The organism is Streptomyces sp. NPDC037203 (assembly GCF_055605065.1).
Genome location: NZ_JBVJUC010000007.1, coordinates 148,954 through 169,804, shown reverse-complemented (window position 1 = coordinate 169,804; position 20,851 = coordinate 148,954). Strand labels below are relative to the sequence as shown.

At 72.8% G+C, this 20,851-nt stretch carries 16 protein-coding genes; 9 read left to right on the top strand and 7 right to left on the bottom strand.

Translation table 11 applies throughout. The features are described from left to right. Positions 1 to 5: 5 nt before the first annotated feature. The 3 genes from scpA to ACZ7EC_RS20845 form a co-directional block, all read right to left on the bottom strand. Positions 6 to 2,180, bottom strand: a complete 2,175-nt coding sequence (gene scpA, locus ACZ7EC_RS20855; RefSeq protein ID WP_471064530.1) for a methylmalonyl-CoA mutase — start codon at positions 2,178 to 2,180, stop codon at positions 6 to 8. Further along, a complete protein-coding gene (locus ACZ7EC_RS20850) occupies positions 2,180 to 3,979 on the bottom strand; it encodes a methylmalonyl-CoA mutase family protein (RefSeq protein ID WP_471064528.1) in 1,800 nt (599 codons plus the stop codon). Before ACZ7EC_RS20850 ends, scpA begins: the two co-directional genes overlap by 1 nt. 164 nt (positions 3,980 to 4,143) lie before the next feature. Continuing rightward, a complete protein-coding gene (locus tag ACZ7EC_RS20845; protein WP_471064526.1) occupies positions 4,144 to 5,907 on the bottom strand; it encodes a hypothetical protein in 1,764 nt (587 codons plus the stop codon). A 204-nt stretch (positions 5,908 to 6,111) separates the two neighbouring features. Here ACZ7EC_RS20845 and ACZ7EC_RS20840 point away from each other — a divergent pair, with 204 nt between their 5' ends. From ACZ7EC_RS20840 to ACZ7EC_RS20825, 4 genes are all read left to right on the top strand, one after another. Continuing rightward, entirely contained in the window at positions 6,112 to 6,519 is a 408-nt protein-coding gene (locus ACZ7EC_RS20840) for a cell division protein SepF (protein WP_397983557.1), read from the top strand. A gap of 126 nt (positions 6,520 to 6,645) precedes the next feature. Then, positions 6,646 to 7,854 (top strand): AAA family ATPase, encoded by a 1,209-nt coding sequence (locus ACZ7EC_RS20835; RefSeq protein ID WP_471064524.1) that lies wholly within the window; start codon positions 6,646 to 6,648, stop codon positions 7,852 to 7,854. Beyond that, complete coding sequence (locus tag ACZ7EC_RS20830; RefSeq protein ID WP_471064522.1) at positions 7,838 to 8,170, top strand: nucleotide pyrophosphohydrolase; 333 nt, start codon at positions 7,838 to 7,840, stop codon at positions 8,168 to 8,170. Before ACZ7EC_RS20835 ends, ACZ7EC_RS20830 begins: the two co-directional genes overlap by 17 nt. A gap of 182 nt (positions 8,171 to 8,352) precedes the next feature. Next, positions 8,353 to 8,853, top strand: coding sequence for a DUF6099 family protein (locus ACZ7EC_RS20825; protein WP_471064520.1), 501 nt, complete (start codon positions 8,353 to 8,355; stop codon positions 8,851 to 8,853). Positions 8,854 to 8,949: 96 nt separating this feature from the next. On the opposite strand, the gene ACZ7EC_RS20820 is transcribed toward ACZ7EC_RS20825, so the two are convergent. Next, a complete protein-coding gene (locus ACZ7EC_RS20820) occupies positions 8,950 to 9,873 on the bottom strand; it encodes an LLM class F420-dependent oxidoreductase (protein WP_471064518.1) in 924 nt (307 codons plus the stop codon). Positions 9,874 to 9,976: 103 nt separating this feature from the next. Here ACZ7EC_RS20820 and ACZ7EC_RS20815 point away from each other — a divergent pair, with 103 nt between their 5' ends. Further along, positions 9,977 to 11,440, top strand: coding sequence for a 3' terminal RNA ribose 2'-O-methyltransferase Hen1 (locus tag ACZ7EC_RS20815; RefSeq protein WP_471064516.1), 1,464 nt, complete (start codon positions 9,977 to 9,979; stop codon positions 11,438 to 11,440). Further along, positions 11,437 to 13,977: a polynucleotide kinase-phosphatase gene (locus ACZ7EC_RS20810; protein WP_471064514.1), complete on the top strand. Its 2,541-nt coding sequence runs from the start codon at positions 11,437 to 11,439 to the stop codon at positions 13,975 to 13,977. The genes ACZ7EC_RS20815 and ACZ7EC_RS20810 overlap by 4 nt, the downstream gene beginning before the upstream one ends. A gap of 23 nt (positions 13,978 to 14,000) precedes the next feature. Here the strand turns inward: ACZ7EC_RS20810 and ACZ7EC_RS20805 are convergent, their stop codons facing one another. Continuing rightward, positions 14,001 to 14,891 carry a hypothetical protein gene (locus ACZ7EC_RS20805; protein ID WP_471064512.1) on the bottom strand — a complete coding sequence of 297 codons (891 nt, stop codon included), beginning with the start codon at positions 14,889 to 14,891 and terminating at the stop codon, positions 14,001 to 14,003. Continuing rightward, positions 14,888 to 16,015 carry an SPFH domain-containing protein gene (locus ACZ7EC_RS20800; RefSeq protein WP_471064510.1) on the bottom strand — a complete coding sequence of 376 codons (1,128 nt, stop codon included), beginning with the start codon at positions 16,013 to 16,015 and terminating at the stop codon, positions 14,888 to 14,890. The genes ACZ7EC_RS20805 and ACZ7EC_RS20800 overlap by 4 nt, the downstream gene beginning before the upstream one ends. A 170-nt stretch (positions 16,016 to 16,185) precedes the next feature. Between ACZ7EC_RS20800 and ACZ7EC_RS20795 the strand changes: the two genes are divergently transcribed. The 3 genes from ACZ7EC_RS20795 to ACZ7EC_RS20785 all read left to right on the top strand — a co-directional run bounded on the left by ACZ7EC_RS20795 (position 16,186) and on the right by ACZ7EC_RS20785 (position 20,156). Continuing rightward, complete coding sequence (locus tag ACZ7EC_RS20795; protein ID WP_471064508.1) at positions 16,186 to 17,409, top strand: arginine deiminase; 1,224 nt, start codon at positions 16,186 to 16,188, stop codon at positions 17,407 to 17,409. An 87-nt stretch (positions 17,410 to 17,496) separates the two neighbouring features. After that, the gene (gene argF, locus ACZ7EC_RS20790; protein ID WP_471064506.1) at positions 17,497 to 18,507 is read left to right on the top strand and encodes an ornithine carbamoyltransferase; all 1,011 of its coding nucleotides are present in this window, start codon (positions 17,497 to 17,499) and stop codon (positions 18,505 to 18,507) included. 185 nt (positions 18,508 to 18,692) lie between these two features. Beyond that, a complete protein-coding gene (locus ACZ7EC_RS20785) occupies positions 18,693 to 20,156 on the top strand; it encodes an amino acid permease (RefSeq protein ID WP_471064505.1) in 1,464 nt (487 codons plus the stop codon). On the opposite strand, the gene ACZ7EC_RS20780 is transcribed toward ACZ7EC_RS20785, so the two are convergent. Then, positions 20,116 to 20,568, bottom strand: coding sequence for an ATP-binding protein (locus ACZ7EC_RS20780; protein ID WP_471064503.1), 453 nt, complete (start codon positions 20,566 to 20,568; stop codon positions 20,116 to 20,118). The two genes, ACZ7EC_RS20785 and ACZ7EC_RS20780, sit on opposite strands and share 41 nt — an antisense overlap. Positions 20,569 to 20,851 lie beyond the last annotated feature (283 nt).

The window sequence follows — 20,851 nt, the reverse complement described above, 5'->3', positions numbered from 1 at the left end:
CGGCCCTACAGCTCGTGGCCGAGGTCGGCCGCCAGGCGCCGGACCAGGTCGTAGGCCGCGTCCGGGATCACCGTGCCGGGCGGGAACACGGCGGTGGCGCCCATCTCCAGCAGCGTGGGCACGTCCTGCGGCGGGATCACCCCGCCGACCACGACCATGATGTCCGCACGGCCCTCCTCCGCCAGCTTCTCGCGCAGCGCCGGTACGAGGGTGAGGTGACCGGCGGCCAGCGAGGACACGCCGACCACGTGGACATCCGCCTCGACCGCCTGCCGGGCGACCTCGTCCGGCGTCTGGAACAGCGGGCCGACGTCCACGTCGAAACCGAGGTCGGCGAACGCGGTCGCGATCACCTTCTGGCCCCGGTCGTGGCCGTCCTGGCCCATCTTGGCGACCAGGATGCGCGGTCGGCGCCCCTCCGCCTCCTCGAACGCGTCCACCAGGGCACGGGTGCGGTCCACCGACGGGGACTCGCCTGCTTCGTTGCGGTACACGCCGGAGATCGTACGGATCTGGCTCGCGTGCCGCCCGTACACCTTCTCCAGGGCGTCGGAGATCTCGCCCACGGTCGCCTTGGCGCGGGCCGCGTGCACCGCCAGCTCCAGCAGGTTCCCGGTGCCCGCGGCGGCGCGGGTGAGCGCGTCCAGCGCGTCCCGGCACGCCTGCTCGTCGCGCTCCGCGCGCAGCCGGCGCAGCTTCTCGATCTGCTGCGCGCGCACCGAGGAGTTGTCGACCTTGAGCACGTCGATCTGCTCGTCGCTGTCCACCCGGTACTTGTTGACGCCGATCACCGGCTGCCGCCCGGAGTCGATGCGGGCCTGCACTCGGGCCGCCGCCTCCTCCACGCGCAGCTTGGGGATGCCGGCGTCGATGGCCTGCGCCATGCCGCCCGCCTGCTCCACCTCCTGGATGTGCGCCCAGGCCCGGCGGGCGAGGTCGTACGTCAGCCGCTCCACATACGCGCTGCCGCCCCACGGGTCGATGACGCGGGTGGTGCCCGACTCCTGCTGGATGAGCAGCTGGGTGTTGCGGGCGATGCGGGCGGAGAAGTCGGTGGGCAGCGCCAGCGCCTCGTCCAGGGCGTTGGTGTGCAGCGACTGGGTGTGGCCCTGGGTCGCGGCCATCGCCTCCACGCAGGTGCGCGTGACGTTGTTGAAGACGTCCTGCGCGGTCAGCGACCAGCCCGAGGTCTGCGAATGAGTGCGCAGCGAAAGGGACTTGGTGTTCTTCGGCTCGAACTGGGAGACCAGCTTGGCCCACAGCAGCCGGGCCGCCCGGAGCTTGGCGACCTCCATGAAGAAGTTCATGCCGATCGCCCAGAAGAACGACAGGCGCGGCGCGAACGCGTCCACGTCCAGGCCGGCTTCGCGCCCCGCGCGGATGTACTCCACCCCGTCCGCGAGGGTGTACGCCAGCTCCAGATCCGCCGTCGCGCCCGCCTCCTGGATGTGATACCCGGAGATCGAGATGGAGTTGTAGCGCGGCATCCGCTGCGAGGTGTACGCGAAGATGTCGGAGATGATCCGCATCGACGGCTTCGGCGGATAGATGTAGGTGTTGCGGACCATGAACTCCTTGAGGATGTCGTTCTGGATGGTCCCGGCCAGCTTCTCGGGCGGTACGCCCTGTTCCTCCGCCGCCACGATGTACAGCGCCAGCACCGGCAGCACGGCGCCGTTCATCGTCATCGACACCGTCATCTTGTCCAGCGGGATCCCGTCGAACAGCTGCCGCATGTCGTAGATCGAGTCGATCGCCACGCCCGCCATGCCGACGTCGCCGGTCACCCGCGGGTGGTCGCTGTCGTAACCGCGGTGCGTGGGCAGGTCGAAGGCGACCGACAGGCCCTTCTGGCCCGCCGCCAGGTTGCGCCGGTAGAAGGCGTTGGACTCCTCGGCGGTGGAGAAGCCCGCGTACTGGCGGATCGTCCAGGGCTGGTTGACGTACATCGTCGGGTACGGGCCGCGCAGGTACGGCGCGATACCCGGATAGGTGTCCAGGAAGTCCAGGCCCTCCAGGTCACGCCCGGTGTACAGCGGCTTGACCCCGATGCCCTCCGGGGTCTCCCACAGCGGCTCGGCGCCGCCGGTGGCCCGCTTGACGGCCGCCTGCCACTCCTCGGCGCTGCCGCCGGCCACCGGGGTCCCCAGCTCGATGCCGGAGAAGTCGGGGATTCCCATCAGGACACTCCCATGCGGTCGAGAGTCGCGGACAGCACATCGACGGCGTCGCAGCCCGCGAAGACGTACGAGTCGACACCGGCGTACTCGCCCCGGCCCGCCAGGAACAGGTGCCGGGCGCCCGCGGCGCGCAGCGACGCGGCGGTCTTCTCGGCCTGTTCGGCGTACCCGGCGTCGCTGGAGCACAGCACGGCCTCGGTGGCGCCGCTGTCCTCGAAGGTCCCCCCGGTGACCGGCTCGATGCCGCCGGCCTGGAAGAGGTTGGCGGCGAAGGAGGCCCGCGCGGTGTACTCGGAGGCCGAACCGAGCGTGGCGAGGTAGATCCGCGGGCGGGCGCCGGTCGCCGCGAGATGGGCGTCGGAACGCGCCCGCAGCTCCTCGAACGCCTCGTCCCGGCGCACCCGCGGCAGCCCGCCGGACGGCGGCTGCGGTGCGGGCTCGCGCTCCACCGGCTTCTCGGCCAGCAGCGGGAACTCGCTGACCCCGGTGATGGGTTCGCGCCGCCGGGCGAGCTTCTTGGAGCGCTCCGCCCAGGTCGTGGCGAGGTCGGTGCGCAGCCGCCCGGAGCGCAGCACGGCCGCCTGGCCGCCGTCGCGCTCGATGGTCCGGAAGAACTCCCAAGCGGCCTCGGCGAGTTCGTCGGTGAGCCGCTCCACGTACCAGGAGCCGCCCGCCGGGTCGATGACCCGCGCGAGGTACGACTCCTCGATCAGGATCGTGGAGGTGTTGCGGGCGATGCGCCGGGCGAACGCGTCCGGCAGGCCGAGCGCGTGGTCGAACGGCAGCACCGTCACGGAGTCGGCGCCGCCCACCCCGGCGGCGAGCGTCGCGACCGTGGTGCGCAGCATGTTCACCCACGGGTCGCGGCGGGTCATCATCACCGGCGACGTGACCGCGTGCTGCGTCTGGGCGCCGGGCGCGCCGCTGACCTCCGCGACCCGCGCCCACAGCCGGCGCGCCGCGCGCAGCTTGGCGATGGTCAGGAACTGGTCCGCGGTGGCCGCGTAGCGGAACTCAAGCTGATCGGCGGCCTGTTCGATGCTCAGCCCCGCCTCGGTCAGCGCCCGCAGATAGGCCACGCCGGTGGCGAGCGAGGCGCCGAGCTCCTGCGCGGCCGAGCCGCCGGCCTCGTGGTACGGCAGCGCGTCCACGGTCAGCGCGCGCAGTCCCGGATAGCCCTCGGCGCAGCGCGCGGCCAGTGCGGCGTACCGCGCGACGTCCTGCGCGGCGCCGGTGCGGGCCTCGTACCCGAGCGGGTCGCCGCCCAGATTGCCGCGTACCGCCTTCGGTTCGACGCCGTTGTCCGCGTACAGGGCGAGCAGCGCCTCGGCGGCCCGCTCGGTGTCCTTCCCGGCGTCCAGCACCACGGGCGCGAGGTCCAGATAGACGCCCTCCAGGGCCCGGCCCAGGTCGGCGAGGGGGATGCCGCCCTCGCCGAGCACCAGCCACAGCGAGGTGCCGCCGTTCTCCAGGTCGGCGAGGACCGCGCCGTCGGCGAGCGCCGTGTGCCGCTGGCGTACGTCCCAGCCGCCCGCGACCCGGCCCTCGGGGCGGCCGCCCCGCAGATACGGGGCGAAGCCCGGCAGACCGGGGTCGGGCGCGGTGTCGCGCGCCGTGTACAGGGGACGGGTGCGCAGCCCGTCCTCCAGGGTCGTGGACAGAGCGTCCTCAGCTGCCGTGCCCGAGACTTCCTTGCCCGACTTGCGCAGCACACCCTCGACCAGGCGTTGCCACTGCTCGTGTGTCGCGTCAGGGAACTCGGCGGCCAGGGGGAGCCCGTCGTCAGGCAGGACCGTCATGGCTCGGATGCTAGGCCAGGGGGCTCAAAAGAGTGCAGAGCATTCGCTTGTGAGTTTTCTCCCCTTGCGGCTGTGACCCGCGCCGCTCCGGTGGAGGGACGCCCTGGTACGACGGCGCGGCCCGGCCGGGACGACGGCCGGGCCGCGGGTGCCGCGGGAGGCGTTCAGCCCTTGACGCGCAGCTCGGAGGGGCGTAGGTCCTTGGTGGAGAGCGTCTGGGGGCCGCCGGTGAAGGCGCGCAGCCGCAGCCGCGCGCTCCGCTTCCTCGGAAGCGTGAAGCGGCCGGAGGGGGCGCGGAGTTCGACGCTCGCCGTGCCGTGCGCCGGGATGGTGGCCGGGCCGTGGGCGAGCGGCCAGTAGCGGCTCATGCCCTGGCCGGTGGTGAGCATGTAGTGCGGGGTGAGCGGGTCGTCGCCGGTGTTGGCGACGTTCAGGGTCACCGCGGAGATCGCGCCGGGCGCGAGGGGGCGGACCGCCGCGATGTCCATCCGCAGCGGCGGGCTCCCGGTGGCCGCGAGGACCGCGCTGACCAGCGCGGGTGCGAGCAGCACCGGGACGGCGGCGAGCCGGGCGGGTCTGCGCGCCGGGCCCGCCAGGAAGCGCGGCCGGGGTTGCCAGGCGTCCGCGAACTCCGGCAGGGGCGCGGTGACCGCCGCCGCCAGCCACAGCGGGGTCATCATCAGGTAGTAGCCGTCCTGCGAGCGCGTCGCCAGGAAGAACGCGCACCACGGCAGCACGGTCGCGGCCGGTCCGAGGCGCCGCACGAACAGCACGAACAGGGCCAGCAGGGCGGCGGCCAGCAGCATGCTCGCGTGCCCGTACCAGTCGAGGCGGTCGCTGCCGTGGGTGAAGTACAGGGAGATGCCGACGATGCCCTGCCCGTGCAGCACGGCGCCCTGGGTCAGCGGCAGCACGATGCCGCGCAGCCACGGTCCCGGCTCGGTGGCGATCAGATAGGCGTCGGCCAGCAGGAAGGCCAGGACGGCGATCCCGGTGATGCGCAGCACCACGCGCGCGGCCACCCGGCCGCCCAGCTCGCCGCGGCGCACCGCGTAGATCCCGGCGAGCAGGAACGGCGCGACGAACCAGGGGAGTTGCTGGGCCGCGCAGGCCGCGCCGAGGCAGCCTGCGCGGGCGATCCCCCAGGCGCCCAGCCGGCCGCGCGCGCCGAGCCGGGGCCAGCGGACCACCACCGGGATCAGCAGCGCGAGGGCGAGGATCGCCGGGTAGCCCTGGCGGCCGTAGCTGGTCAGCAGGCCGGAGCCGAGGCAGACCAGGGTGACCGCCGACCGCCACTGCGCCGGGACCATCCGCCACAGTGCGATCGTGCCCGCGATCAGGGCGAGGGTGGCCACCGCCGTCGCCGGGGCGCCGCCGTGGCCCAGCCACAGGAAGGGCACGGTGAGCAGCGGCGCGAGCGGGGGATAGCCGTACGTGTAGTCGTACCCGCCGGTCGTCGTCGCGGTCAGGGCGACGCCTTTGATGCGGAACAGCCAGGGCCAGGGGTGGTCGTACACCTGGTGCCCGTGGACGAGTTCCCTGGCGGCCTGCGTGGTCAGGAGCGCCTCGTCGCCGCCGCCGTGGTTCAGCGCCCAGCCGCACAGGGCGAGGGTGACGGCGGTCGCCAGCACCACCAGGTCCAGGCGGGCCAGTGAACGGGACCCGCGGACGGTGAGGGCGAGGACGCCGGTCACCAGGATCGCCGCGTAGCACAGGGAGATGACCCCGGCGAGGACGAGGCGGTGCGTGGCCGCCTGGGTCCACAGGGAGCGGGTGCCGATGAAGAGGCTCACGTCGGCCAGGAGCGTGAGGACGCGATGCCACTGCGCCGGGCCGCCGGGCGCCCCCGCGCGTGGTCCGGGTACGGCGGACACCGCCGACTGCGTCCGCCGGCCGGGCGTCACCTGCTGTGTTTCTGCCAAGTGCACGGGACCGGACGCTAGCGGCGGTGCGTGACCAGTGCGCGACCAGCGGTGAAGAGTCCGGTATGAGAGCGGTAAGAAGCGGGCATATTCGCACATCTGGCCAAAGATGGGACGGTGTTCGCGCCGGCGGACCGGCCGCTTCCGTGTCGCTGTGTGTCGCTGTTGGGCCGAACGGGTGACTTGGCGTAAGAATTGGCTGGTGCAGGCATGGAAAGCGAGTCAGGTCGGGGGGAGCCGGTGAGCCGTTACGACGTCACCGATGAACAGTGGGAAGGGCTCGCCCAGGTCGTGCCACTGAGGGGCCGCGACGCGTGGCCCTCCGCGGTCAACCACCGCTCCCTCCCGGACGACGAGACGGAGACCCGGCGCCGCTTCGTGGTCCTGCGGGTCAACGTCTTCGCCGACGCGCGCGAGGTCGCCGAGACGGTGATGGCGGGCGCGCCCGTCCTCCTCGACCTGTCCGGCGCGGAGGGCGATGTCGCCAAGCGCGTCCTCGACTTCAGCACCGGAGTCGTCTTCGGCCTGGGCAGCGGGATGCACCGGGTGGACCGCAACGTCTTCCTGCTGACGCCGCCGGGCACGGAGGTCAGCGGGCTGATGGAGGGGACGGCGTGAGCCGGGGGCCCTGCGTCGCCCCACCGGGTGAAGCCGGGTCCCCGTTGTTGCCGTGAACGCCCCCGAACGTGCGAACCTCCGCCGGGTAAACGGTTCGCCCTCTCGGCGGACCCCTACGGTCCGGGCATGGCCATGCCTTTCGCGTCCACCGAGCCGCCACTGGCCGAGGCGCTCGGCGGGACCGCCGCGCCGGAGCCCCCCGAGTCCCCCGACGTACGGCCCCGGATCACCGAGCTGCGGCTGTCGGCGTTCGCCGGACACCGCAGCGCGGGCTTCCCGCTGGGGGCGGTCACGGTGCTCGCCGGCCCCAGCGGATCGGGGAAGACGACCGCGCTGGCCGCGTACGAGGCACTGGCCCGGCTCGCCGGGGGCGCGCCGCTCGTGGAGGCGTTCCCCGATCCGGCCGCCTGCGTCCCCGAGCGGGCCCGGCCCGACGGCGAGGGGCGGCGGGGCTTCAGGATCGGCTGTACGGCCGACGGCCCCGAGGGTCCGGTCCGGCTCGACCTCGCCGTACAGGCCGAACCGCAGCCGCGGATCGTGGGCGAGCGGCTGTCCGCGGGCGGACTCGTCCTGCTCCAGACCGCGTTACGCGACCCCGAGCGCCGCGCCGTCCAAGCCGCCTGGCACACCGCGGGCACCGCACCGGTGACCCGCGCGCCGCTGCCGGACGACCTTCTCGGCACCGCCCTGCTCCCGCTGCGCGTGGCCGGCAAGACGGACGGACAGCGCAGGGTGCTGGCCGCCGCCGAGCAGATGGTCGTCGCCCTGCGCTCGGTCTTCGTCTGCGATCCGCGCCCCGACTGCATGCGCACCCCCGTGCCCACCGGCTCCGGCCGCCTGATGCCGGGCTGCGACAACCTCGCCGACGTGCTGTGGCGCACCCGCGCCGAGTGCGCCCGCCGGCACGGCCGGCTGGTCGAGGCGCTGCGCGCGGGCTGCGCGGGCCCGGTGGACGACCTGATCGCCGAACCGCTCGCCGGTGGCACGGTGCGCGCCCTGCTCGACCGCGGCGACGGCCACCGCACCGCACTGGCCCGCCTCGGCGAGGGCGAACTGCGCTTCCTCGCCCTCACGCTGGTGCTGCTGACCGGTCCCGGCGTACTGGCCATGGATCCGCCGGGCGAGGTCCCCGACGCCCTGCGCTGCCTCACCGTCCTCGCCGACGGCTTCGACCGCTCCCTCGACCCGGCCCAGCGCCGGTCCCTGCTGCGCCTCGCGGCCGCGATGGGCGAGCGCGGGCACGTCCGGCTGGTCGCGGCGGTGCAGGACGCCTCCTGGTGCGCGGGGGCCGAGGGCGTCACGGTGGTACACCTGAAGCGTGACGGAACACCCTGACCTTCCCCGGCTCCAGCGCAGGCTCGCGGCGTTCGCCGCCGCCCGGAACTGGGGGCAGTACCACACCCCCAAGAACCTCGCCTCCGCGCTGAGCGTGGAGAGCTCCGAACTGGTCGAGATCTTCCAGTGGTTGACCCCCGAGGAGTCGGCTCGGGTGATGTCCGACCCGGCCACCGCGCACCGCGTCCGCGACGAGGTCGCCGACGTCCTCGCCTATCTCCTCCAGTTCTGCGCGGTCCTGGACATCGACCCGCTGACCGCCCTGTCCGAGAAGATCGACCGCAACGAACACCGTTTTCCGGCGCCCGGAGACTGACAACAGGCGGACTCCCTGCTTCCGTTATTACTCTCCGGAATCAATTCACCTGCCGAATCCGAATTGTTGTCCCCAGATTTCGGGCTTCCTCTAGCTTTTCGCACCAACGGCCCTCACTCTGGGTAGTGGACAGGAGAGCCAGTGAACGTACGAGCGAGTGCGTGAAGGGACGGGGGCGACGGATGGACGCGGTACGACTCATCCTCACCGGCAGGCGAGCCCTGGCGAACGGCGCGGACACACGTGAGTTGATGGCGGAGGTGTGGCAGGCACAGGCCCTCGCCCAGGCGATCGGCAGCAGGCTCGCGGTCTCCGGGCCGCCGGAGCTGCGCGGCGAGGCGCTCGGGCTGACCGAGCTGGCGGGCCGGGGCTGCGGCGCCCTCGACCCGCCCGAACTGGACCCGGGCGATCTGCGCGCCGCCCAGCTCACCCGGCTGGAGGACGCCCGCGAGACCCTGCTCTGCCTCGGCGGACTGCTCGGCGAGGTCGGCATGGCCCTGGTCGGCATGGCCAGCGCCGCGGCGGACGAGACGACGTACTGGCAGTGCATGGAGGCGATCGACGCGGCCGACGAGTCCCGCGACCGCGTCCGCGAGATGCTGCGCAAGCTGGCCGCGCGCGAGGAGGTGACATCGGCGAACGACAACCAGCGCAGCCCCTTCGGGGGCGCACCCTGCGCGTAGCCGCCGCGCAGGGTTCCGTACGACGGTTCGCGCCACGATCCCGCATCGGGCGCGCGGCACCGCCCGCGGGGCGACGGTGCCGGCGCCGGTCGGACCTCAGCCGAGCTGCGGCATGACCTCGGAGGCGATCAGCTCCAGGTGGGCCAGGTCGTCCAGGTCGAGCATCTGGAGGTAGACCCGCTGCGAACCCACCGCCGCATAGCGGCCCAGCTTCTCCACGACCTCCGCCGGGGAGCCCGCGAGACCGTTGGCCTTCAGCTCGTCCACGTCGCGGCCGATGGCCTCCGCCCGCCGCTTGACCTCGGCGTCGTTCGTGCCGACACAGGCGACCAGCGCGTTGGAGTACACCAGGTCGTCACCCTTGCGCCCGCGCTCCTCGGCCGCCGCCCGCACCCGGCCGAACTGCCGCTCGCTGTCCTCCACGGAGGCGAAGGGGATGTTGAACTCGGTGGCGTACTTCGCCGCCAGCGCCGGAGTGCGCTTGGCGCCGTGACCGCCGATGAGCACCGGCATCCGGTGCTGCGCCGGCTTCGGCAGCGCGGGGGAGTCCTGCAACTGGTAGTACGAGCCGTCGTAGCTGAACCGCTCGCCGACCGGCGTCTCCCACAGCCCGGTGACGATCGCCAGCTGCTCCTCCAGCCGACCGAACTTCTCCTTCGGGAAGGGAATGCCGTACGCCTTGTGCTCCTCCTCGTACCACCCCGAGCCGAGGCCCAGCTCGACCCGGCCGCCGGACATCTGGTCGACCTGCGCCACCTGGATGGCCAGCACGCCGGGGAGGCGGAAGGTGCCGGCCGTCATCAGGGTGCCGAGCCGGATGCGGCTCGTCTCCCGCGCGATACCGGCGAGGGTGATCCAGGCGTCGGTGGGGCCGGGCAGCCCGTCCACGTTGCCCATGTGGAGATAGTGGTCGGAACGGAAAAATGCGTCGTAGCCGAGTTCCTCGGCGGTCTGGGCGACGCGCAGGAGCGTGTCGTAGGTCGCGCCCTGCTGGGGTTCGGTGAAGACTCGCAGATCCATACGTCCATCATGCCTGCCGTTGCGTACGCAACCACGCACAAGGCCGCCGAGCGGCGTGAAAACCGGTGGTCAGCGGGGTGCCCGGAGCGCCAGACTCGGACACGTGTTCCTGACGATCTCCCTCAGCGGCGACGCCGCCGGCCCCGCCACCGACCTCGGGTACCTGCTGCACAAGCACCCCGGCAAAGCGCAGCGCTTCTCCACGTCCTACGGCACCGCGCACGTCTTCTACCCCGAGGCGGAGGACACACGCTGCACGGCCGCCCTGCTGCTGGAGACCGATCCCGCGGCGCTGGTGCGGCGCGGCAAGGGCAAGGGCCGCGGCGGCGCCCCCGACGCGGCACTCGCGCAGTACGTCAACGACCGCCCCTACGCCGCCTCCTCGCTCCTCGCCGTCGCGCTGAGCGCCGTCTTCTCCAGCGCCATGCGCGGGGTGTGCGCCGCCCGCCCCGAGCGGGCCGCCGCCCCGCTGCCGCTGCGCATCGAGGTCCCCGCGCTGCCCGCCCGCGGCGGAGCGCCGCTCGTGCGCCGGCTGTTCGAGCCGCTGGGCTGGCGCGTGGACGCCCAACCGGTGCCGCTGGACAGCGAGTTCCCGCAGTGGGGCGACTCGCGGTACGTCCGGCTGGTGCTCGCCTCCAGGACGCTGACCCTCGCCGAGGCGCTGCGCCACCTGTACGTCCTGCTGCCGGTCCTCGACGACGCCAAGCACTACTGGGTCAGTGCCGACGAGGTCGACAAGCTGCTGCGGGCCGGCGAGGGCTGGCTGCCCGGCCACCCGGAGCAGCAGCTGATCACCAGCCGCTATCTCTCCCGCCGCTGGTCGCTGACCCGGCAGGCGCGCGAGGCGCTGGAGCTGGTGCGGCTCGCCGAGGCCGACGACAGCGAGGTCGAGGCGATCGACAACGCGGTCGGCGAGGAGACCGAGGCGGAGGAGCGGCCGACCCCGCTCGCGGTGCAGCGCCGGGACGCGATCATCTCCGCGCTGCGCGCCAGCGGCGCCGCACGCGTGCTCGACCTCGGCTGCGGACAGGGCCAGTTGGTGCAAGAGCTTCTCAAGGACGTCCGGTTCACCGAGATCGTCGGCGTCGACGTGTCGGTGCGGGCGCTCGCCATCGCCGCCCGGCGGCTCAAGCTCGACCGCATGGGCGAACGGCAGTCGGCGCGCGTCCGGTTGGTACAGGGCTCGCTCGCCTACACCGACAAGCGACTCAAGGGCTACGACGCCGCCGTGCTCAGCGAGGTCGTCGAACACCTCGACCTGCCCCGGCTGCCCGCCCTGGAGTACGCCGTGTTCGGACACGCCCGCCCCCGCAGGGTCGTCGTGACCACCCCGAACGTCGAGTACAACGTCCGCTGGGAAACCCTGCCCGCCGGACACGTCCGGCACGGCGACCACCGCTTCGAGTGGACCCGCGCCGAGTTCCGCGCCTGGGCCGCCGAGGTCGCCGGACGGCACGGATACGACGTGGAGTTCGCGCCCGTCGGCCCCGACGACCCCGAAGTGGGGCCGCCCACCCAGCTGGCCCTGTTCACCATCCGCGCCGAGAAGGAGGCGAAGGCGGCATGACCAGGACACCCGACGGACGGGTCCTTCCCGTCACCGACCTCTCCCTCGTGGTCCTCGTCGGCGCCTCCGGCTCCGGCAAGTCCACCTTCGCCCGACGGCACTTCAAGCCCACCGAGGTGATCTCCTCCGACTTCTGCCGCGGCCTGGTCAGCGACGACGAGAACGACCAGGGCGCCACCCGCGACGCCTTCGACGTCCTGCACTACATCGCCGGCAAGCGGCTCGCCGCCGGGCGCCGCACCGTCGTGGACGCCACCAGCGTGCAGCAGGACAGCCGCCGCCAGCTGATCGAACTGGCCAGGCAGTACGACGTGCTGCCCATCGCCATCGTCCTGGACGTGCCGGAGGAGGTGTGTGCCGAGCGCAACGCGGGCCGCACCGACCGCGCCGGCATGCCGCGCCGGGTCATCCAGCGGCACATCCGCGAACTGCGGCGCTCACTGCGGCACCTGGAGCGCGAGGGCTTCCGCAAGGTGCACGTGCTGCGCGGCGTCGAGGAGGCCGAGCGCGCCACCGTCGTCACCGAGAAGCGCCTCAACGACCTCACCCACCTCACCGGCCCCTTCGACATCATCGGCGACATCCACGGCTGCTCCGCCGAACTGGAGTCACTGCTGGGCAAGCTCGGCTATGTGGACGGCGTCCACCCCGAGGGCCGTACCGCCGTCTTCGTCGGCGACCTCGTCGACCGGGGACCGGACTCGCCGGGTGTACTGCGCCGTGTGATGTCGATGGTCGAAGCCGGCCACGCGCTGTGCGTGCCGGGGAACCACGAGAACAAGTACGGCCGTCACCTCAAGGGCCGCAAGGTCCAGCACACCCACGGCCTCGCCGAGACCATCGCCCAGATGGAGGGCGAGAGCGAGGAGTTCCGGGCGCGGGTGCGGACCTTCCTCGACGGGCTGGTCAGCCACTACGTCCTCGACGGCGGCAAGCTCGTCGTCTGCCACGCCGGACTGCCCGAGAAGTACCACGGCCGCACCTCCGGCCGGGTCCGCTCGCACGCGCTGTACGGCGACACCACCGGCGAGACCGACGAGTTCGGGCTGCCCGTGCGCTACCCGTGGGCGGAGGACTACCGGGGCCGGGCCGCGGTCGTCTACGGCCACACCCCGGTGCCGGAGGCGAGCTGGCTCAACAACACCATCTGCCTGGACACCGGCGCCGTCTTCGGCGGCAAGCTGACCGCGCTGCGCTGGCCGGAGCGGGAGCTGGTCGACGTACCGGCCGAGCGCGTCTGGTACGAGCCGGTGCGCCCGCTGCGCGCCGAGGCGCCCGGCGGAGCGGACGGACGTCCGCTGGACCTCGCCGACGTGCGGGGCCGCCGGGCGGTCGAGACCCGGCACGCCGGCAGGGTCGCGGTCCGCGAGGAGAACGCGGCGGCGGCCCTGGAGGTCATGAGCCGCTTCGCGATCGATCCGCGCCTGCTGCCGTACCTGCCGCCGACCATGGCGCCGACGGCCACCTCCGGGGTGGACGGCTACCTGGAGCACCCGCGGGAGGCGTTCGCGCAGTACGCGGCGGACGGCGTGGCGCGGGTGGTGTGCGAGGAGAAGCACATGGGCTCGCGCGCCGTGGTCCTGGTGTGCCGGGACGCGGCGACGGCGGCGAAGCGGTTCGGTGTGGAGGGGCCCACGGGCGCGCTGTACACCCGTACCGGGCGCCCCTTCTTCGACGACGAGGCGAGGACGGAGGAGATCCTCGGCCGCCTGCGCACGGCCGTCTCGGACGCCGGCCTGTGGACCGGACTGGACACGGACTGGCTGCTGCTGGACGCCGAGCTGATGCCGTGGTCGCTGAAGTCCGTGGGCCTGCTGCGCAGCCAGTACGCGGCCGTCGGCGCGGCGGCCGGGGCGGTGTTCCCGGCCGCGCTGGAAGCGCTGGAGGCGGCGGCTTCGCGCGGTGCGGAGGTGGGCGAGCTGCTGGACCGGCAGCGCGAACGCGCCTCGGACGCCGCCGCGTTCACCAGCGCCTACCGCCGCTACTGTTGGCCCACCGACGGCCTCGCCGGGGTGCGCCTCGCCCCGTTCCAGATCCTCGCCACCGAGGGCCGCAGCCTCGCCGCGCTCCCGCACGACGAGCAACTCGCGCTGCTGGACCGCCTGGTGGAACACGACGGCACCGGTCTCCTGGCCACCACCCGCCGCCTGTACGTCGACACGGGCGATGCCGAGTCGGTCGCGGCGGGCGTCGACTGGTGGCTGGAGATGACCGGCCGCGGCGGCGAGGGCATGGTCGTCAAGCCCCTCGCCGCCCTGACCCGCCGTCCGGACGGCCGCCTGGTCCAGCCCGGCATCAAGTGCCGGGGCCGCGAGTACCTCCGGATCGTCTACGGCCCCGAGTACACCCGTCCCGACCACCTCGCCCGCCTGCGCCGCCGCTTCCTCGAACACAAGCGCTCCCTCGCCCTGCGCGAGTACGCCCTCGGACTGGAAGCGCTGGACCGGCTGGCCGCGGGCGAGCCGCTGTGGCGGATCCACGAGGCGGTCTTCGGCGTCCTGGCCCTGGAATCGGAGCCGGTGGACCCGCGGTTGTAGGGCGGCCCCCGAGCCGGGCGCCGTCACCCCACCAGCCGCAACCGCTCGCCCCACACCCCCACCCGCACCCGCTGGCCCCAGGTCAGCTGGAGGGCGTCCGTCTCGATGCCGTCGCCGAACGCGATCAGGCGGTCGGACTCCACGGTGAGGGTCAGGGCGGCGGACGCGTCCAGTTCCCCGGCGACCAGCGTCGTGCCGGTGGCCGGGGACGGCCAGGCCTCGCGGACGTACCAGAGGAGGCGGGGCTCGGTGGGGGAGGGCAGGGGGAGCCGGCCGCCCCGCTCCTGCCACAGGGAGCGGAGCCAGCCGGTGGCACCCGTGCCCGTGCCCACCAGGACGCCGGAGGAGGCCTGGGTCTCGACGACACCCCTGTCGCCGTCGAGACCCAGGCGGTATCGGGCGGTCTGGTGGCCCGCGGCGCCGAGGTAGATCTCGTTGAGGGCGACCAGCCGCTGGGTGTCGTCGGCCACCGCCGCCACCATCGTCAGTTCGTCGCAGCCGCCGTCCGGCGCCGCGAGCAGCTTCGCGGCGTCCTGCGGGCGGTGCCGGACCAGCACGCCGGGGTTGCGCCCCGGATCGGTGTCGATGCCGATCACCGGCTGGCCGGTCAGGTACTTGGCCACATTGGCGACCAGACCGTCCTGGCCGACGACCACGACGACGTCCTCGGGTGCGAACAGGAACCGGTCCAGGTCGGCGCGCTCCACCCGCGCCTGCCGCCAGGTGAGCGGTACGGCCGCCGCCACCTCCGCCAGCGCCCGCCGCGTCCCCTGGTGCCGGGCCGCGATCTCCCCGATGTCCCGGCCCCGCGAGGCGAGCACGAACGCCGCCTGCCCGTGCGTGCCGTAACGGGCCACCAGCTCCTCGTACTCCGTGGTCCGGTGAACCAGCACAGCCCGCGGCGCGAGGCTCACTCCCCGACCCCGCCGCCGGCGCCATCGCCCGAGCCGGTGCCGGACCCCGCCACCGGTCCGTTCCCCGCTCCCGCCAGCCTCGCCAGCAACCCCGTCAGCACATCCGGTGAGATCGTCAGGCTTTCGATGTCCGGCAGGTTCTCCGCCACCCGCATCGCGGCCAGCGCGTGCAGTGTCGCCACATCCGTCTCGCCGTGCGCCCGCAGCCACTCCGCCCGCGCCTGTGCCCGCGCCGTCCCCACCTCGCGCTCCTGCTCCGCCGTCGCGCGGGCCAGCCGTACCGCCTTGTCCGCCTCGGCCACCGCCAGCCGCTCCGTGCGCGCCGCCTCCGCCTCCGCGAGCCGAACCGTGCGCGCCGCCTCGGCGTCCGCCCGTACCGCGTCCGCGGCCGCCCGCTCCTCCGCCTCGCGCCGTGCGTTGGTGCCGTTCTGCTCCACCAACCGCTCCTCGCGCCGGGCGAGTTCGATACGGCTGGCCAGCTCGTTCTCGGCGATCGCGCGCTCCCGCTCGACGGCCACCGCCCGCCGCTCGTACGTCGCCCGGTCCGCCTCCTGCTGGATCTGCTCCCGCGCGGGGGTGCGCAGCGCCCGTTCCACCTCGGGCTCCGGGCGCACCGCCACCACCCGGACGGCGACCACCTCGATCCCGGTGTCCGGCAGCCGGGGCTGTGCCGCGAGCCCGGCCGCGAGCCGTTCGCGCACCGCGCGCACCCCGTCGGTCAGCGCGGTCGCCAGCGGAGTACGGGCCAGCACGTCCAGGGCGTGCTCCCGCGCCGTCTCCGTGAGCAGGGTGGCCAGTTGCTCCAGCGGCGTGCCCCGCCAGGCGCCGGTGTCCGGGTCGACCGAGAAGTCGAGCCGGGCGGCGGCGAGCGCCGGGTCGCCGATGCGGTAGGTGACCGTCGCCTGCACCGTCACGTCCTGGAAGTCGGCCGTACGCGCGTGGAAGGTCATCGCCAGCTCGCGGTCGTCCACCGGGACTTCGGACAGCGCGGCGGTCAGGGAGCGGTACCAGAAGCTGAGTCCGGGGCCGTCGTGGACCAACCGCCCGGAGCGGTGGTGGCGGATGTGCGCGGTCGGCGTGCCCCGCAGGTGGCGCCAGCCGAGACGCCGGGTGATGTCGGCCATGAGACCCCCTCGCTTCTTTTCGTCGCTAAGACGATAAGCGGGTCGGCCTGTTGTCGTCAAGTGGACGAAAAGCGGGGGAGGGGCAGGGGGTCGAACTGAAGTCGCAACAAGAGCGCTCCGAAATGGCCGAGGGGCGGGTGAATCCGGTCCTCGGTGGTCAGGATGGTCACATGGGATTCCATGTCGACTCCGAGGCCGGGCGGCTGCGCCGCGTCATCCTGCACCGGCCCGATCTCGAGCTCAAAAGGCTCACCCCCAGCAACAAGGACGCCCTCCTCTTCGACGACGTCCTCTGGGTGCGCCGGGCCCGCGCCGAGCACGACGGATTCGCCGACGTGCTGCGCGACCGGGGCGTCGCCGTCCATCTCTTCGGCGATCTGCTGGTCGAGACCCTGGCGCTGCCCGAGGCCCGCACCCTGGTCCTGGACCGCGTCTTCGACGAGCGGGAGTACGGCCCCCTCGCCACCGCCCACCTGCGCGCCGCCTTCGAGAACCTGCCGGCGCGGGAGCTGGCCGAGGCCCTCGTCGGCGGCATGACCAAGCGGGAGTTCCTGGCGGCGCACGCCGAGCCGGCCTCCGTCCGCTTCCATGTGATGGAGCTGGACGACTTCCTCCTCGCCCCGCTGCCCAACCACCTCTTCACCCGTGACACCTCCGCCTGGATCTACGACGGGGTCGCCATCAACGCCATGCGGCTGCCCGCCCGGCAGCGCGAGACCGTCCACTTCGAGGCGATCTACCGGCACCACCCGGTCTTCCGCGAGGAGCGCTTCCACATCTGGTCCGAGGGTCAGGCCGACTACCCCTCGACCATCGAGGGCGGCGACGTCCTGGTGATCGGCAACGGCGCGGTCCTCGTCGGGATGAGCGAGCGGACCACCCCGCAGGCCGTGGAGATGCTCGCGCACAAACTGTTCGCGGCCGGCTCCGCCCGTACGATCGTCGCGCTCGACATGCCCAAGCGGCGCGCCTTCATGCACCTCGACACCGTGATGACGATGGTCGACGGCGACACCTTCACCCAGTACGCCGGGCTCGGCATGCTGCGCTCGTACACCATCGAGCCGGGCGCGGGCGAGAAGGAGCTGAAGGTCACCGACCACCCGCCGGAGCACATGCACCGTGCGATCGCCGCCGCCCTCGGGCTCGGCGAGATCCGGGTGCTGACCGCCACCCAGGACGTGCACGCGGCCGAGCGCGAGCAGTGGGACGACGGCTGCAACGTCCTCGCCGTCGAACCCGGCGTCGTCGTCGCCTACGAGCGCAACTCCACCACCAACACCCATCTGCGCAAGCAGGGCATCGAGGTCATCGAGATTCCGGGCAGCGAGCTGGGGCGGGGCAGGGGAGGCCCCCGGTGCATGAGCTGTCCGGTGGAACGGGATCCTGTGTGAGGAGGCGCACCGGACGGGACTGCATAAACTTGCTATCGGTCGTATAGAATTCCAGAGTCCTGTCAGTCGTACCCCTGGAGCGCCCTCATGGCGACAGTCCCGACCGCCCTCGCCGGCCGCCACTTCCTCAAGGAGCTGGACTTCACCGGGGAGGAGTTCCGCGGTCTGGTCGAGCTGGCCGCCGAGCTGAAGGCCGCCAAGCGGGCCGGGGCCGAGGTCCAGTACCTCCGGGGCCGCAACATCGCGCTGATCTTCGAGAAGACCTCGACGCGCACCCGCTGCGCGTTCGAGGTCGCGGCCGCCGACCAGGGCGCCCATACGACGTACCTGGAGCCGTCCGGCTCGCAGATCGGGCACAAGGAGTCCGTGGCGGACACCGCCCGTGTGCTCGGCCGGATGTTCGACGGTATCGAGTACCGCGGCGACAGCCAGGTCAAGGTCGAGGAGCTGGCCGCCCTGGCCGGCGTGCCCGTCTACAACGGCCTCACCGACGACTGGCACCCCACCCAGATGCTGGCCGACGTGCTCACCATGACCGAGCACTGCGCCAAGCCGCTCACGGAGACCGCCTTCGCCTATCTCGGCGACGCCCGCTTCAACATGGGCAACTCCTACCTGGTCACCGGCGCCCTGCTCGGCATGGACGTACGGATCGTGGCGCCCGAGCACTACTGGCCCGACCCCGAGATCGTGGCCCGCGCCCGCGAGCTGGCGAAGACCAGCGGCGCGGTGCTCACGCTGACCGAGGACATCGCCGAGGGCGTGCGCGGCGCCGATTTCGTCGCCACCGACGTCTGGGTCTCCATGGGGGAACCCAAGGAGGTCTGGGCCGAACGGATCAAGGCACTCGCGCCGTACGCCGTGACCATGGACGTGCTGCGCGCCACCGGCAATCCGGACGTCCGGTTCCTGCACTGCCTGCCCGCCTTCCACGACCTCGGCACCCGAGTCGGCCGGGAGATCCACGAGGCGTACGGCCTGACCTCCCTGGAAGTCACCGACGAGGTGTTCGAATCGGCGCACTCGGTCGTCTTCGACGAGGCCGAGAACCGGCTGCACACCATCAAGGCCGTGCTGGTCGCCACACTCGGCCGCTGACCCTGGTAACCGCCCCCGACCAGGGATTATCCTGATCGGCGGCCTCGCGACCACCCACGTGGCGGGGCCACCGGCGCGACCGTCGTCCCGTCGCTCGCACCCGCGACGCATCCCGTCGCACCCGCCGCTCGCACCGGCGGTCGTCATCCGGCCGCCCGCACCACCAGAAACGAGCACCACCCGCAATGCCCGCTCCCCGCATCAAGTCCCCCCATCTGCTGGTCGCCGAATCCGGCGCCGACCGCGAGGGACACGGTCTGAAGCGCACGATGGGCCTCTTCCAGCTCATCTGCTTCGGCGTCGGCGCGATCGTCGGCACCGGCATCTTCGTCGGCCTCTCCGACTCCGTCGCCCAGGCCGGCCCCGCCGTCGTCGTCTCCTTCATCCTCGCCGCGATCACCTGCGTGTTCACCGCCTTCTCCTTCGCGGAGCTGGGCGGCGCGATCCCGGTCTCCGGCTCCTCGTACTCCTTCGCCTACGCCGGTCTCGGCGAGTCCACCGCCTTCCTGGTCGGCTGGTGCCTGCTGCTGGAGTACGGCATCTCCATCTCGGCCGTCGCGGTCGGCTGGAGCCAGTACGTCAACGAGCTGCTGCACAGCCTCGTCGGCTGGCAGCTGCCCGCCGTGCTGTCGGCGGGGCCGGGCGACGGCGGCGTCGTCAACCTCCCCGCGGTGCTCGTGATCGCCATGGCCTCCGTGCTGCTGGTGCGCGGCGTGCGCGAGAGCGCCGGCGCGACCGCCGCCATGGCCGCCGTCAAGCTGGTGATCCTGATCGCCTTCTGCGCCATCGGTTACAGCGCCTTCAAGCACGGGAACCTCACCCCGTTCTCCCCGGCCGGCCTCGGCGGCATCGGCGCGGGCACCACCGCCGCGTTCTTCTCGTACATCGGCTTCGACGCGATCACCACCGCCGGCGAGGAGGCCAAGAACCCCCGCCGGGACATCCCCGTCGCGATCATGGTCTGCATGGGCATCGTGACGCTGCTGTACTGCGCGGTGGCGCTCGCGGCCATCGGCGCCATCGGCGGCAAGCAGGTCGCGGGCCGCCCCGCCGCCCTGTCCTACGTCGTCAACGAGGTCACCGGCTCCACCATCGGCGGCGGCGTGATCGCCTTCGGCGCGGTCGTCGCCATCGCCTCCGTGGTCCTCGCGGTGATGTACGGCCAGACCCGCATCCTGATGTCGATGTCCCGCGACGGCCTGATCCCGCGCGTCTTCGAGAAGGTCTCCCCGAAGACCTCCACGCCGGTCGCGGGCACGCTGATCGTCGCCGTCGTCTTCGCGCTCCCGGCGGCCTTCGCCTCGCTCGACGCGGTGATGAACCTGTGCACCATCGGCACCCTCGCGATCATGGCCGTGGTGAACCTCGCGGTGATGACCCTGCGCCGCCGCGAGCCGGGCCTGAGCCGCAGCTTCCGCGTCCCGCTCTACCCGGTGGGCCCGCTGCTCGGCATCGCCTTCTGCCTGTATCTGATGTTCGAGACCGGCTGGCAGACCTGGATCCAGTTCGCGGTGTTCCTCGCGGTGGGCTTCGCCGTGTACACCGCCTACGGGCGCCGGCACTCCACGCTGGGCCGCGAGCTGGCCGCCGCGGCGGACCGGGCCGGTGTCACCGCGGGCGGCGCGGAGCGGGAACCGCAGGAAGCCTGAACCACACCGCCTTGCCCCTCGGGGTGGGGCGGTGCCCGCAGGAGGAACTCAGGGCGCGGATCAGCAGCAGCCCGCGCCCGCCCTCCTGCCACAGATCGGGCTCCTCCAGCACCGGCCGGGTCAGCTGGCCGGGCGGCGCGGGATCGGGGTCGTGCACCTCGACCTGGCAGCCGGTCGGCAGCAGCTCCACCACCAGCTCTATCGGACCCCGGCCCGCGGTGTGCTCCACCGCGTTGGCCACCAACTCGGCCGTGAGCAGCTCGGCCGTGTCGCGGTCGGCCGCGTGCCCCACCTCGGCGAAGGCCGAACGCACCAGGGCGCGGGCCACCGGCACCGCCGCGGCGGTGTGCGGCAGCGCCATGCGCCAGGAGGCCGGTTCGGTGAAGCGTTCGGGCAAGGCGAGTCCGTTCATGGAGCAGGCTGTCCTGCTTTCGACTGTAGGAATGGTACGGGTTTGGTCGCCCGAAACGGCCGGCGGCCCGCACCGGGGACCGTCGCCCCCGTACCGGACGCCCTACCCCGCGCGGCACCCCGCCTCGCCCGCCGGAGCCCGCTGTTACCGCGCCGGAGCAGACCGGTGACACTCGGCACGATCCGGCCGGAAATCGCCCTCCGCCTCCCCGCTCTGTCGCGCACTCGTGACGACAGTCACAAACAAGTGATAGCTTCGAGGGACCGCGCAACGTACGGCACCG